13 protein-coding genes are annotated in these 14,063 nt (G+C 30.9%); 6 read left to right on the forward strand and 7 right to left on the reverse strand.

The annotated features are described in order from the left end of the window. Positions 1 to 2 precede the first annotated feature (2 nt). The 3 genes from ELQ10_RS02395 to rpsU form a co-directional block, all read right to left on the reverse strand. Positions 3 to 1,172, reverse strand: a complete 1,170-nt coding sequence (locus ELQ10_RS02395) for a glutathionylspermidine synthase family protein (protein WP_134250143.1) — start codon at positions 1,170 to 1,172, stop codon at positions 3 to 5. A 9-nt stretch (positions 1,173 to 1,181) separates the two neighbouring features. Continuing rightward, a complete protein-coding gene (locus ELQ10_RS02400; RefSeq protein WP_002866630.1) occupies positions 1,182 to 1,787 on the reverse strand; it encodes a UPF0323 family lipoprotein in 606 nt (201 codons plus the stop codon). Positions 1,788 to 1,908: 121 nt separating this feature from the next. Next, positions 1,909 to 2,121, reverse strand: coding sequence for a 30S ribosomal protein S21 (rpsU, locus tag ELQ10_RS02410; RefSeq protein ID WP_002780697.1), 213 nt, complete (start codon positions 2,119 to 2,121; stop codon positions 1,909 to 1,911). A 159-nt stretch (positions 2,122 to 2,280) separates the two neighbouring features. Here rpsU and ccoG point away from each other — a divergent pair, with 159 nt between their 5' ends. The 5 genes from ccoG to cmeC all read left to right on the forward strand — a co-directional run bounded on the left by ccoG (position 2,281) and on the right by cmeC (position 10,066). After that, entirely contained in the window at positions 2,281 to 3,657 is a 1,377-nt protein-coding gene (gene ccoG, locus ELQ10_RS02415; RefSeq protein ID WP_134250144.1) for a cytochrome c oxidase accessory protein CcoG, read from the forward strand. After that, on the forward strand, positions 3,644 to 4,276 hold the full coding sequence (gene cmeR, locus ELQ10_RS02420) for a multidrug efflux system transcriptional regulator CmeR (protein WP_134250145.1): 633 nt from the start codon (positions 3,644 to 3,646) through the stop codon (positions 4,274 to 4,276). Before ccoG ends, cmeR begins: the two co-directional genes overlap by 14 nt. Positions 4,277 to 4,369: 93 nt before the next feature. Further along, positions 4,370 to 5,473, forward strand: a complete 1,104-nt coding sequence (cmeA, locus tag ELQ10_RS02425; RefSeq protein WP_134250146.1) for a multidrug efflux RND transporter periplasmic adaptor subunit CmeA — start codon at positions 4,370 to 4,372, stop codon at positions 5,471 to 5,473. Continuing rightward, positions 5,473 to 8,595, forward strand: coding sequence for a multidrug efflux RND transporter permease subunit CmeB (gene cmeB, locus ELQ10_RS02430; RefSeq protein ID WP_002866634.1), 3,123 nt, complete (start codon positions 5,473 to 5,475; stop codon positions 8,593 to 8,595). Before cmeA ends, cmeB begins: the two co-directional genes overlap by 1 nt. Beyond that, positions 8,588 to 10,066, forward strand: coding sequence for a multidrug efflux transporter outer membrane subunit CmeC (gene cmeC, locus ELQ10_RS02435; RefSeq protein ID WP_134250147.1), 1,479 nt, complete (start codon positions 8,588 to 8,590; stop codon positions 10,064 to 10,066). Before cmeB ends, cmeC begins: the two co-directional genes overlap by 8 nt. A 22-nt stretch (positions 10,067 to 10,088) precedes the next feature. On the opposite strand, the gene cmeU is transcribed toward cmeC, so the two are convergent. Then, entirely contained in the window at positions 10,089 to 10,340 is a 252-nt protein-coding gene (gene cmeU, locus ELQ10_RS02440; RefSeq protein WP_134250148.1) for a CmeU family protein, read from the reverse strand. A 127-nt stretch (positions 10,341 to 10,467) separates the two neighbouring features. Here cmeU and ELQ10_RS02445 point away from each other — a divergent pair, with 127 nt between their 5' ends. Then, on the forward strand, positions 10,468 to 11,814 hold the full coding sequence (locus ELQ10_RS02445; RefSeq protein ID WP_134250149.1) for a coproporphyrinogen III oxidase family protein: 1,347 nt from the start codon (positions 10,468 to 10,470) through the stop codon (positions 11,812 to 11,814). Here the strand turns inward: ELQ10_RS02445 and hemJ are convergent. Genes hemJ through glmM form a run of 3 tightly spaced genes read right to left on the reverse strand, consistent with a single transcriptional unit; the run spans position 11,811 to position 14,047 of the window. Next, entirely contained in the window at positions 11,811 to 12,263 is a 453-nt protein-coding gene (gene hemJ, locus ELQ10_RS02450) for a protoporphyrinogen oxidase HemJ (protein WP_002892830.1), read from the reverse strand. The two genes, ELQ10_RS02445 and hemJ, sit on opposite strands and share 4 nt — an antisense overlap. After that, entirely contained in the window at positions 12,247 to 12,717 is a 471-nt protein-coding gene (gene lspA / locus ELQ10_RS02455; protein ID WP_044305794.1) for a signal peptidase II, read from the reverse strand. Before lspA ends, hemJ begins: the two co-directional genes overlap by 17 nt. Continuing rightward, a complete protein-coding gene (gene glmM, locus ELQ10_RS02460) occupies positions 12,710 to 14,047 on the reverse strand; it encodes a phosphoglucosamine mutase (protein WP_002857318.1) in 1,338 nt (445 codons plus the stop codon). The genes lspA and glmM overlap by 8 nt, the downstream gene beginning before the upstream one ends. Positions 14,048 to 14,063 lie beyond the last annotated feature (16 nt).

Raw genomic sequence — 14,063 nt, forward strand, 5'->3', positions numbered from 1 at the left:
TTCTAATCCTTTATAATATGTCCTACAAATTTAGAATAATTATCAAGCACAAGTCCTCCTTTTCTAAATCCTAAGCCACACCCTTCATAAGCAAAGAAAACACCTGCTTGATAGTATTCGTTTTCACATGAATTAAACTCTACATATTCTTGATAAATAACCTTATTATTCCCATAAGGACCTACATTCTCATGCAAAGTTTTTCCATCTTTAATTATACTGATATTTGCGCCTTCTCTACCAAAAACAGGTTTTTTAACATAGTTTTTACCTTCCAAAGGAGTATCTTTTGTTTCTAAAAGTAATGGATGATTTGGATAAAGTTCCCATAGAATTTTTAAAATTCCCTTAGATTGAAATAAAAGCGTATAAGCAGGATTTAAAATAATTGCTCTTTGATTACGCATAATTTGAGTTAAAAGCATGGCAAGTTCACCCTCTTCTATGGCTATATCTTCCCAAGGAATAAGCTTAAACCAATACTCATAATTTTCACCCTCTTTAAAAACACCCTCTTCACTAAATTCCACCTCATCTACAAAGGAAAAATTAGTTTGAAAACCTGCTTCATTGGCTATATGTGCAAGCAATTTTGTAGTGATTTCTTCTTCTTTACTTCCTGCAACACTTGAAAAAAGAATTTTCCATCCTTGATAATGCTCTTCAAACCCTTCAACACTTTCATCAAGGGTAATAAGTCTTTTAAAATTATCCATCAAACTTTCATAAATGCTGTTAAATTGCGCACTTTCATCCATTCCATTTTGTTTTAAAAGCGCCCATTGTAAAATCGCACTTTCAAAAAGAGCAGTAGGGGTATCAGCATTAAATTCTATAAGTTTTATAGGCTTGCCATCAAGTCCACCCGCTAAATCAAAACGCCCATATAAATGCCAATGCACTTCATTTTCCCAACTCATCTTAATCGCATCAATAAGATTAAAAGGAATTCCAAGCTCATCAAAACGATCATTATCAATCACTTCTTGCGCTGCAGCAATAAACATATCATAAAGTTCATTTACTGCTTCATAATAAGCATTAGCTTCGCTTTCTTTAACACAAACTAACTTATTGCTAATATAATCACTTCCATCTTCATCTGTATGCCAAGAAAAACCTATATTTTCTAAATAATCTTTTTGAAGTTTATCTACTTGTAGTAATTGCATTATTTATCCTTAAGAGCCAAAAGAGGAACTAGAACTTGCAGCTTTAGAGCCTCCACCAAAAAAACCTGATTTTTTAGCACTTGAAGTAGAACTTGTTGTGCCTGCTTTATTAAAACTATTGACACTCCTTTGATAAGCACTTTGATTTGAAAAAGCACCGCGTTGTTGATTAGCAAAATTTTGATTATTGAAAAGTTTTGAACCTATCCAACTTCCCAAAATAGCACCTGCGGCACTTGCGAGTAAAGTTTCTCCTAAACTCAATCCCCCACTACTGATTTGCCCATTATCTTTAGTTAAATTTGAAGTTCCATTGTCAATTTTAGCTGCTTCTTCTTTAATCAAAGCATCCATTTCTTCTTTGGATAAAATTCTTTCTGTACCATTAAGATCTTTTAAAACTACCCTTGTTTCATCACTTGGATATTGATCTTTGATTTTATACTGCCCTGGAGCTGTTTCTTCGATAATTACAAAAGCTCCTTGAGCATTAGCTGCTTGATTTAAAGTATCTGCATTGTCATTATTACTTCCACAACCTGCTAAAGCACCTCCAGCAACAGCTGCTAAACCACCTATCATACCAATTTGAATGATTTTTTTGATTTTTTTCATAGAGTTTATCCTAAAAACAGAAAATTTAAATTAGAAATTTTAACAAAAAATAATAAATACTTTTTAATTTAATACCAAATGAAGTTCGTAGATATAAAAAAAGCCCTTTCGGGCTTTTGGGTTAGAGTCTTGACTCGTAGCGTCTAAGCATATAAAGTCTTTTAAGCATTTTTTTGCGTGCTGAAATTTTTTGTTTTTTGCGAATTTCAGTCATAGGCTCGAAAAATCTTCTTGCTCTTACTTCAGTTACAACTAGATTTCTATCTACTTGTTTTTTGAATTTACGATACGCTTCATCAAAAGACTCGTTAGGATGCACCTTGATTCCTGGCACAGTCCTCACCACCTTTCTGTGTAAATTTTTGTTGTGAAATATAATTATAAAACACTTCTTATTAATTCTAACTTAGAAAGCATTTAAAAATTGTTTTAGTTTTTATCGGTTATAATCCTTAATTACAAAGTGCTAAAAAATTATAATTAAGGTCTAAAAATGCAAGGACACATTACAAACTATACAAAAAAACGATATTTTGTATATTTAATTGCAAGTATTATCATATTTGCCCTACCTTTCATAAGAATTAATGAGAATCATTTTTTTCTTTTAAGTTTTGATCATTCTAAATTAAACCTATTTTTTATTTCTTTTTCAACACAAGAATTTTATCTCATGCCTTTTGTTCTTATATTTCTTTTTTTATTTATTTTTTTTATTACAACTTTAGGTGGAAGAATTTGGTGTGCTTGGAGTTGTCCACAAACGATTTTTAGAGTTATATATAGAGATATCATACAAACTAAATTTCTTAAAATTCGCAAAAATATCAATAACAAACAAAAAGAATATGAGGGGCAATATTTTAAAAAATTTCTTGGAGTAATAATTTTTTATTTTATATCTTTAGTTGCTGTTAGTAATTTACTTTGGTACTTTATTCCTCCTGAAGATTTTTTCAATTATATTCAAAATCCTGGCGAGCATCTACTTTTACTTGGAATTTTATTTTGTGCTAGCTTACTTTTTACTTTGGATATTACCTACTTACAAGAAAAATTTTGTGTTTATGTCTGTCCTTATGCAAGAATACAATCTGTAATGTTCGATCATGATACAATGCAAGTGATCTACGATGAAAAACGCGGGGGCTTGATCTATGATGGACACACCAAACTTCATAAAAAACCGCCTGAGGGAGAATGCATAGGTTGTGAAGCCTGTGTTAGCATCTGTCCAACTCATATTGACATACGCAAAGGAATGCAACTTGAATGTATTAATTGTCTTGAATGTGCCGATGCTTGCTCTAAAGTACAAAGCAAATTTAATCGTCCAAGTTTGATCAATTGGACAAGTGCAAAAGCTATTGAAACGCGTTCTAAGGTTCATTATTTAAGATTTAGAACGGTAGCATATTTTATAGTTCTTTTAATTGCTTTATTGGCTTTAATCATCATGGGAAGCAAAAAAGAAAGCATGCTTTTAAACATCAATCGTAGTAGTGAATTATATAATATTTCAAATGTTAAAGGTGAATTAGTCATTTCAAATGCTTATACCTTTTTGTTTCAAAATACAGATTCTAAACCTCATGAATATTATTTTACAGCAAATTTAGAAGGAATAAATGATGGAATTGAAATCATAAGACCAAACAAACCTTTTAAATTAAAAGCAGGAGAACAAGTCAAAAAAATAGTTGTTATCAGGGCTACAAAAAATTTAGCAAATAATGATAAAAAAGATGTAATCTTTCCTTTACATATAAAAGCTTACGCAAAAGATAATGAAAAAATTTCGGTTTTTAGAAAAAGTATATTTGTATACCCTAAAAGCACTCTTATAAAGGATAAAAATGAACTCAAATAGAACACCATCACAAAAAGTTTTAGCCAGACAAGAAAAAATCAAAGCAGTGGCCTTAGAGCTTTTTTTAACAAAAGGATACCAAGAAACAAGTTTGAGTGATATTATTAAATTATCTGGAGGATCTTATTCTAATATTTATGATGGTTTTAAAAGTAAAGAAGGGCTATTCTTTGAAATTTTAGATGACATATGTAAAAAACACTTTCATCTTATTTATTCCAAAACACAAGAAATTGAAAATGGCACTTTAAAAGAAATTTTAACTTCTTTTGGTTTAGCTTTTATAGAAATTTTCAATCAACCAGAAACTGTAGCTTTTGGTAAAATTATCTATTCTCAAGTTTATGACAAAGATAGACATCTTGCCAATTGGATAGAAAATAATCAACAAAATTTTTCCTATAACATACTTATGGATTTTTTCAAGCAACAAAATAATTCTTATATGAAAAAAAATGCAGAAAAACTTGCTGTTCTTTTTTGCACTATGTTAAAAGAACCTTATCATCATCTTAATGTTTTAATTAATGCTCCTTTGAAAAATAAAAAAGAACAAAAAGAACATGTTGAATTTGTTGTAAACGTTTTTCTAAATGGGATCAATGGCTCCAAAGCTTAAAAATAATTTTATTAACCAAAATTAAGATATAATTAGCCAAAAATTTTTGTAATAAATATTACAATTTTTAATTTAATTTTTCAAGGCAAAACCATGAAATTATTTCAAAAAAATACTATTTTAGCTTTAGGTGTTGTGCTTTTACTCACTGCTTGCAGCAAAGAAGAAGCACCAAAAATACAAATGCCGCCTCAACCTGTAACAACCATGAGTGCTAAATCTGAAGATTTACCACTTAGTTTTACTTACCCTGCTAAACTTGTCAGCGATTATGATGTTATTATAAAACCTCAAGTTAGTGGCGTAATAGTAAATAAACTTTTTAAGGCTGGGGATAAGGTAAAAAAAGGACAAACATTATTTATTATAGAACAAGATAAATTTAAAGCTAGTGTTGATTCGGCTTACGGACAAGCTTTAATGGCTAGAGCAACTTTTGAAAATGCAAGCAAGGATTTTAATCGTTCTAAAGCTCTTTTTAGTAAAAGTGCAATCTCTCAAAAGGAATACGACTCTTCTCTTGCTACATTTAACAATTCAAAAGCTAGTCTAGCAAGTGCTAGAGCACAACTTGCAAATGCAAAAATTGATCTAGATCATACCGAAATAAAAGCTCCTTTTGATGGTACTGTAGGAGATGCTTTAGTTAATATAGGAGATTATGTAAGTGCTTCAACAACTGAACTAGTTAGAATTACAAATTTAAATCCTATTTACGCAGATTTCTTTATTTCAGATACAGATAAACTAAATTTAGTCCGCAATACTCAAAGTGGAAAATGGGACTTAGACAGCATTCATGCAAATTTAAATCTTAATGGAGAAACCGTTCAAGGCAAACTTTATTTTATTGATTCGGTTATAGATGCTAATAGTGGAACAGTAAAAGCCAAAGCCGTATTTGATAACAATAACTCAACACTTTTACCAGGTGCTTTTGCAACAATTACTTCAGAAGGTTTTATACAAAAAAATGGCTTTAAAGTGCCTCAAATAGCTGTTAAACAAGATCAAAATGATGTTTATGTTCTTCTTGTTAAAAATGGAAAAGTAGAAAAATCTTCTGTACATATAAGCTACCAAAACAATGAATACGCCATTATTGACAAAGGATTGCAAAATGGCGATAAAATCATTTTAGATAACTTTAAAAAAATTCAAGTTGGTAGCGAAGTTAAAGAAATTGGAGCACAATAATGTTTTCTAAATTTTTTATCGAAAGACCTGTTTTTGCTTCAGTTGTTGCAATTATCATTTCTTTAGCTGGAGTCATAAGTCTTACAAATTTACCTATAGAACAATATCCTTCTTTAACTCCTCCTACAGTTAAAGTAAGTGCAACTTACACAGGAGCTGATGCACAAACCATTGCTTCAACAGTTGCAAGTCCTATCGAAGATGCAATCAATGGCGCGGATAATATGATTTACATGGATTCAACTTCAAGTTCTTCAGGAACTATGAGTTTGACTGTCTATTTTGATATTGGTACAGATCCTGATCAAGCCACCATAGATGTTAATAATAGAATTTCAGCCGCAACTGCAAAAATGCCAGATGCAGTTAAAAAACTTGGAGTAACAGTTAGAAAAACTTCCTCAACAACACTTGCTGCAATTTCTATGTATTCAAGCGATGGTTCAATGAGTGCAGTAGATGTATATAACTATATCACTTTAAATGTGTTAGATGAGTTAAAAAGGGTTCCAGGAGTTGGAGATGCAAATGCTATAGGAAATCGTAATTATTCTTTAAGAATTTGGCTCAAGCCTGATTTATTAAATAAATTTGGAATCACAGCTACTGATGTAATTTCTGCGGTTAATGACCAAAATGCCCAATACGCAACTGGTAAAATTGGCGAAGAACCTGTAACCCAAAAATCCCCTTATGTTTATTCAATCACTATGCAAGGAAGACTACAAAATCCTAGTGAATTTGAAAACATTATTTTAAGAACAAATGATGATGGATCATTTTTAAGACTTAAAGATGTAGCTGATGTGGAAATAGGATCGCAACAATACAGCTCACAAGGACGATTAAATGGCAATGATGCAGTTCCGATTATGATCAATCTTCAATCAGGGGCAAACGCATTGCATACAGCAGAACTTGTTCAAGCTAAAATGCAAGAACTTTCAAAAAATTTCCCAAAAGGTTTAACATATAAAATTCCTTACGATACAACAAAATTTGTAATAGAATCAATCAAAGAAGTTGTTAAAACTTTTGTTGAAGCTCTAATTTTAGTTATCATTGTTATGTATATGTTCTTAAAGAATTTCCGTGCAACCCTTATTCCTATGATAGCTGTACCTGTTTCATTGTTAGGAACTTTTGCTGGACTTTATGTTTTAGGTTTTAGTATTAACTTGCTTACGCTTTTTGCTTTGGTTTTAGCCATAGGGATCGTTGTAGATGATGCGATCATAGTTGTAGAAAATATCGATAGGATTTTACATGAAAATGAACAAATAAGCGTAAAAGATGCTGCTATCCAAGCGATGCAAGAAGTTAGTTCTCCGGTTATTTCAATTGTTCTTGTGCTTTGTGCTGTTTTTGTACCAGTTTCTTTTATATCAGGTTTTGTTGGAGAAATTCAAAGACAATTTGCTCTTACCTTAGCTATATCTGTAACCATATCAGGTTTTGTTGCTCTTACCTTAACACCTTCCTTATGCGCACTCTTTTTGCGACGTAATGAAGGAGAGCCATTTAAATTTGTAAAGAAATTTAATGATTTTTTTGATTGGAGCACCTCTGTATTTAGCGCAGGAGTAGCATATATTCTAAAAAGAACCATTCGTTTTGTTTTAATTTTTTGTATTATGCTTGGAGCGATTTTTTATCTTAATAAAGCTGTGCCAAATTCTTTAGTTCCTGAAGAAGATCAAGGTTTAATGATTAGTATTATCAACCTTCCTTCAGCTTCAGCACTCCATAGAACAATTTCAGAAGTTGATCACATAAGCCAAGAAGTTTTAAAAACTAATGGAGTTAAAGATGCAATGGCTATGATAGGATTTGATCTTTTTACAAGTTCACTCAAAGAAAATGCCGCTGCAATGTTTATAGGTTTGCAAGACTGGAAAGATAGAAATGTAAGTGCTGATCAAATTATAGCCGAACTTAATAAAAAATTTGCTTTTGATCGCAATGCCTCAAGTGTATTTATAGGCTTACCTCCTATACCTGGATTAAGTATCACAGGCGGTTTTGAAATGTATGTTCAAAACAAAAGCGGAAAAAGCTATGATGAAATACAAAAAGATGTAAATAAACTTGTTGCTGCGGCCAACCAAAGAAAAGAACTATCAAGAGTAAGAACAACACTTGATACAACTTTCCCTCAATACAAGCTTATAATTGATAGAGATAAATTAAAACACTACAATCTTAACATGCAAGATGTTTTTAACACGATGAATGCAACTATAGGTACTTATTATGTTAATGATTTTTCTATGCTAGGTAAAAACTTCCAAGTAAATATCCGCGCAAAAGGCGATTTTAGAAATACACAAGATGCATTAAAAAATATTTTTGTAAGATCAAATGATGGAAAAATGATACCACTTGATTCTTTCTTAACTTTACAAAGAAGTTCAGGGCCTGATGATGTAAAACGATTCAACCTTTTCCCAGCGGCACAAGTTCAAGGTCAACCTGCACCAGGTTATACTTCAGGTCAAGCTATAGAAGCGATTGCTCAAGTAGCAAAAGAAACTTTAGGGGATGATTATTCCATAGCTTGGAGTGGATCAGCTTATCAAGAAGTTTCTAGTAAAGGAACAGCAAGTTATGCTTTTGCTTTAGGTATGATATTTGTCTTTTTAATTCTAGCTGCCCAATATGAAAGATGGCTTATACCTTTAGCAGTTGTAACAGCTGTACCTTTTGCGGTATTTGGATCATTTTTATTGGTATATTTAAGAGGATTTAGTAATGATATATATTTTCAAACAGGACTTTTGCTCTTGATTGGACTTTCAGCTAAAAATGCTATCTTAATCGTAGAATTTGCAATGGAAGAGCGCTTTAAAAAAGGCAAAGGAGTTTTTGAAGCAGCTGTTGCAGCAGCAAAACTTCGTTTTCGTCCTATCATAATGACTTCTTTGGCATTTACTTTTGGGGTCTTGCCAATGATTTTCGCAACAGGAGCAGGAAGTGCTTCAAGACACTCTTTAGGAACAGGGCTTATTGGTGGAATGATCGCAGCATCAACTTTAGCGATATTCTTTGTGCCTTTATTTTTCTATCTTTTAGAAAATTTTAATGAATGGCTAGATAAAAAAAGAGGTAAGGTTCATGAATAAAATAATTTCAATTAGTGCTATAGCAAGTTTTACTCTTTTGATTTCAGCTTGCTCTTTAAGTCCAAATTTAAATATTCCCGAAGCAAACTATAGCATTGATAATAAGCTTGGAGCCTTATCTTGGGAAAAAGAAAACAATAGCTCTATCACAAAAAATTGGTGGAAAGACTTTGATGATGAAAATTTAAATAAAGTAGTTGATTTAGCACTTAAAAATAATAATGATTTAAAACTTGCCTTCATACACATGGAACAAGCTGCTGCTCAATTAGGTATAGATTTTAGCAGTTTGTTGCCAAAATTTGATGGTAGCGCAAGCGGTAATCGTGCAAAAACAGCTATAAATGCTCCAAGCAATCGAACCGGGGAAGTAAGTTACGGTAATGATTTTAAAATGGGGCTTAATTTAAGCTATGAAATCGATCTTTGGGGAAAATATCGCGATACATATCGCGCCTCAAAATCAAGCTTTAAAGCAAGTGAGTATGATTATGAAGCTGCAAGACTTTCTGTTATTTCAAATACAGTTCAAACTTATTTTAATCTTGTAAATGCTTATGAAAATGAAAATGCTCTTAAAGAAGCTTATGAATCTGCAAAAGAAATTTATAGGATCAATGATGAAAAATTTCAAGTTGGCGCTGTAGGTGAATATGAACTTGCTCAAGCAAGAGCCAACTTAGAAAGTATGGCTTTACAATATAATGAAGCAAAATTAAATAAAGAAAATTACCTTAAAGCTTTAAAAATTTTAACTTCAAATGATTTAAATGACATACTTTACAAAAATCAAAGCTATCAAGTTTTTAATCTTAAAGAATTTGACATTCCAACTGGAATTTCAAGCACCATCTTGCTTCAACGTCCAGATATTGGCTCTTCTTTAGAAAAATTAACTCAGCAAAATTATCTTGTTGGAGTAGCTCGCACGGCTTTCTTACCTAGCCTTTCTTTAACAGGATTATTGGGATTTGAAAGTGGGGATTTAGATACCTTGGTTAAAGGAGGTTCTAAGACTTGGAATATAGGTGGAAACTTTACTCTGCCTATTTTTCATTGGGGTGAAATTTACCAAAATGTAAATTTAGCTAAGCTTAATAAAGATGAAGCTTTTGTAAATTATCAAAATACTTTGATTACTGCTTTTGGAGAAATTCGCTATGCTTTAGTAGCTAGAAAAACTATACGCTTACAATACGATAACGCACAAGCAAGCGAACAATCTTATAAAAGAATCTATGAAATTGCTAAAGAACGCTATGATATAGGAGAAATGTCTTTGCAAGATTATTTAGAGGCGCGTCAAAATTGGCTTAATGCTGCGGTTGCTTTTAATAATACTAAATATTCTTATGCCAATTCCATAGTAGATGTAATCAAAGCATTTGGTGGAGGATTTGAGCAAAGTGAAGATATGAGTAAAAACATAAAAAAAGAATCAAAAAATTTAGATATGTCTTTTAGAGAATAGTTTGTTCTATTCTCTAAATAAATTAAAAATCTTTGTCTAAATCTGCATCTGTAATTTCATAAGCCTTGTAAATAGCAGGCAATAATTTTCTTATAGCATAATCAAAATGATAAAATTGCTTATATACCTCTTCTGGATTTAAATTTTTAGCATTCTTAAAATCAAATACTTCAGTATTATTGATTTTGGCAATATTTTCATCAAAATAAGAGTAAAACCCTGCTCTTTGTTTAAACAAAGCATTTAAATTTTGAACAATTTTGGCTTTATCCATTTTATATCCTTTTTAAATAATTTAAAAACTTAATCCCATTTTTTATTTAAGAAATAAAAAATTTACTCCTATTTTAGCTAAAAATTGATAAAGTTATGTCTTAAATATTTTAATATATAGGCCACTTATGAATTTATTTCAAAATTTAGCTTTAAAATACTCTCATACTATGATGGAAAAATCCCTTCAAAAAGGTTTCAATGTCGAACTTTTAAAACAACCCAAAGAAAAAATTCCAAAACAAGACAAAAGCTATATGCTTTATGCTCATGTACCTTTTTGCCATACCTTTTGTCCTTATTGTAGTTTTCATAAATATTATTATGATGAAAATTTAGCCAAAGTATATTTTCAAAATCTTAGAGAAGAAATTAAAATCATGAAAGATAAAGGTTTTGATTTTACCTCCATGTATGTAGGTGGTGGTACAACACTGATTAATGAAGAGGAATTATTAAAAACCTTAGAACTTTGTAAAAAGTTATTTAATATAAAAGAAATTTCATGCGAAAGCGATCCAAATCATATTGATCCAAATAAGCTTTCTATGTTTAAAGGTATAATTGATCGTTTAAGTTGCGGGATTCAAAGTTTTGATGATGAAACTTTAAAAAAAGTGGTAAGATATAATAAATTTGGTTCATCTAAAGAACTTCAAGAAAAAATTTCAAAAGCTTTAGGAATTTTACCTATTTTTAGCATAGATCTTATTTTCAATCTTCCAGGACAAAGCGAAAAACAACTTTTAAATGACTTAGAAATTGCTAAAAATTTAGCCCCGCAACAAATCACAACCTATCCTTTAATGAAATCAAATCTTACCAAAGATAATATCGCCAAAAGCTTAGGAGTAAGCATTAAAGATAATGAATTTGCTTATTATCAAATCATACGAGAATTTTTTAAAGACTATACCCAAAACAATGGTTGGAGTTTTTCTTTAGAAAAAAATAAACTCAATGACGAATATGTTAGTTCTCATCATGAATATCTAGGAGTAGGTAGCGGGGCATTTAGCTTTTTAGATGGGGAGCTTTTAATCAATGCATTTAATCTAAATGATTATGCTAAATTTATACAAGAAAAACAAAATGCTAATATAGCCAAAGCTTGTTTTGATAAAAAAGAAATTATCAAATATGTCTTTTTAACTGAAATTTTTTCAGGAAAAATAGAAATTGATCAATTTAATAAAACCCTAAATTGCAACCTCGAAAAAGAACTTTTCATAGAACTTTTAGGGCTTAAAACAAGTGGTGCCATCATAAAAGATCAAAATGCTTTAATCGCAACTGAATTTGGTCAATATCTTTTTGTGGTTTTAATGAAAGATTTTTACACAGGAATGGATCTTGTGCGTGCAGTATTTAGAGATGATAAGCGTCTTAAAAATAAAGATTATATCGATATCATGAAAGAAAATATTGATCCGCTTAACTCCGCTAGTATGGAATTTAAAGCGGAGACAAACTAAAAGGGGCGAACAACCATCATTAAAGCGATAATAATAAACATTATAGTTGGGAATTCATTATAAATTCTAAAGTATTTCCCACTTTTAGCAGAAGTATCATTTGCTAAAGCTTTTAAACAATAATAATTATGTATATGAAAAATAATCAAAAGTGTAACACAGGTAAGTTTAACATGCATAAAACCCGCACCTACCATTAAAACTTCCTTATGAGCATGTAACATTAAACTTCCTGTGATTAAAGTCACAATCATTGCAGGAGTTTGTATATAAAAATAAAGTTTTCTTTCTTGAATTTTTACAATCTCGACAAAACCTTTATTGTCTTTATGTTCAGCATGATACACAAAAAGACGAGGTAAATAAAAAAGACCCGCCATCCAAGAAACAAATGCCAAATAATGCACCCATTTAATCCAAAAATAATAATCATTAATCCATTCTGTCATCTTTTTTCCTTTTTTTAAATATTTCTTGTATTAAAATCAAAGCCACACTTATATTTATCATGACATCTGCAACATTAAAAATAGCAAAATTAAACCATTTATGCCAAAAAAACATATCCACTACACCTCCGTGTATAAAACGATCCAATAAATTTGAAACGCCAGCACCAAGCATCATTCCAAAAGCTATGCTATGAGTTTTTAAAAGTGTTTTTTGCCAAAAAAGATAAATAAAAAGCACTCCAATTAAAGCAAGATGTAAATATTTTAAATTATGTTCTAAAAAACTCAACATTGAAAAAGCTACGCCTGTATTTAGAGCATAAGTTAAATCTAAGTATTCACTCTGCCATCTAAGTCCTGCTAAAGTTAAGGATTTTACCCATTGATCAAGGACAAAAACCAAAACAAAGGCACCCCAAAAATAAAAAATAAATTTAAAAGTTTTAGCCATTTAAAGCTTTCTTAAAAAACTCCACAACATTTTTCATTTCTTTTTCTAAGAGCTTAATATCTTTGGCTTCTAGTAAAAGTCTTATCAAATTTTCTGTTCCAGAATAGCGAAATAAGGTATTGATATTTTTATTTTCTAAATCTTTTTTTAATTCTTTTAAACCTTTGATTTTATCTAAATCTTTTTTTTCTGCAATTTTAAGATTGGTTAAAAGCTGAGGATAAGGTTTGACTTGACCCAAAATAGAGCTTGCAGATTTTTTCTTAGAAAGCATTAAAGCACTAAATTGCAAAGCAGCTATCAAACCATCTCCAGTTTTTGCATAATCACTAAAAATAATATGCCCACTTTGCTCTCCACCAAAATTTCCACCATTAGCTTTTAATTTTTCAAGCACATATTTATCGCCCACATTACAAGTATCAAGTTCTATGCCATGTTTATTTAAAAACTCTTTTAAAGCACCATTACTCATTATAGTAGCTACAACACTTGATTGTAATTTACCTTGTTCTTTAAGATAAAGTGCTAAAACCCCTAATAAACTATCTCCATTAGCCACTTCGCCTTTTTCATCTACAACCACCAAACGATCTGCATCACCATCAAAAGCAAAGCCCACATCTGCACGCAAACGCTTTACCTCAGCAGCTAAATTTGCAGGATGTAAAGCTCCACAATTTTCATTGATATTAAGTCCATTAGGTTTATCGCTCATTACTATAACTTCAGCACCTAATTCCTTAAAAACAGTAGGTGCTACCTTATAAGCTGCCCCATGAGCCACATCTAAAACCACACGCAAAGACTTTAAAGTAAGATCTTTTGGAAAAGAATTTTTAATAGAAACAATATACCTTCCTATAACATCATCAATTCTTTTTGCTTGACCAATTTTTTCCATATCCACCTTAGAGGCTTGTATAAGCTTATCATCAAAATAAATTTCTTCTATTTTTTTCTCTATATCTTCACTGAGTTTATTTCCATGAGCATCAAAAAATTTAATACCATTATCATAATAAGGATTGTGAGAAGCTGAAATCATAATCCCTGCATCACAACGCATATCTTCAGTTAAGAATGCAATCGCAGGAGTTGGCATAGGACCAATTTGTATAACATTATATCCTATAGAAGTAAGCCCTGAAACAATAGCATTTTCTATCATATAGCCGCTTCTTCTTGTATCTTTTCCTACTAAGATATTATTAGTAATACTTTTATCTTTAAAATAAATACCCGCAGCCATTGCTAAACGCATAGCCAAAAAACTATCTAAAAATTCACCCGCTTTTCCACGAACTCCATCAGTTCCAAAAAGTTTCATTGCAAACCTTTCTAGC

The sequence above is a fragment of the Campylobacter sp. US42a genome (assembly GCF_004379055.1).
Lineage (GTDB): Bacteria > Campylobacterota > Campylobacteria > Campylobacterales > Campylobacteraceae > Campylobacter_D > Campylobacter_D jejuni.

Excerpts from the sequence above, each read along its gene's own strand:
- ELQ10_RS02395 (WP_134250143.1), bottom strand. The coding sequence starts at position 1,172 with ATGCAATTACTACAAGTAGATAAACTTCAAAAAGATTATTTAGAAAAT.
- ELQ10_RS02400 (WP_002866630.1), bottom strand. The coding sequence starts at position 1,787 with ATGAAAAAAATCAAAAAAATCATTCAAATTGGTATGATAGGTGGTTTA.
- ccoG (WP_134250144.1), top strand. The coding sequence starts at position 2,281 with ATGCAAGGACACATTACAAACTATACAAAAAAACGATATTTTGTATAT.
- cmeR (WP_134250145.1), top strand. The coding sequence starts at position 3,644 with ATGAACTCAAATAGAACACCATCACAAAAAGTTTTAGCCAGACAAGAA.
- cmeA (WP_134250146.1), top strand. The coding sequence starts at position 4,370 with ATGAAATTATTTCAAAAAAATACTATTTTAGCTTTAGGTGTTGTGCTT.
- cmeB (WP_002866634.1), top strand. The coding sequence starts at position 5,473 with ATGTTTTCTAAATTTTTTATCGAAAGACCTGTTTTTGCTTCAGTTGTT.
- cmeC (WP_134250147.1), top strand. The coding sequence starts at position 8,588 with ATGAATAAAATAATTTCAATTAGTGCTATAGCAAGTTTTACTCTTTTG.
- cmeU (WP_134250148.1), bottom strand. The coding sequence starts at position 10,340 with ATGGATAAAGCCAAAATTGTTCAAAATTTAAATGCTTTGTTTAAACAA.
- ELQ10_RS02445 (WP_134250149.1), top strand. The coding sequence starts at position 10,468 with ATGAATTTATTTCAAAATTTAGCTTTAAAATACTCTCATACTATGATG.
- hemJ (WP_002892830.1), bottom strand. The coding sequence starts at position 12,263 with ATGACAGAATGGATTAATGATTATTATTTTTGGATTAAATGGGTGCAT.
- lspA (WP_044305794.1), bottom strand. The coding sequence starts at position 12,717 with ATGGCTAAAACTTTTAAATTTATTTTTTATTTTTGGGGTGCCTTTGTT.
- glmM (WP_002857318.1), bottom strand. The coding sequence starts at position 14,047 with ATGAAACTTTTTGGAACTGATGGAGTTCGTGGAAAAGCGGGTGAATTT.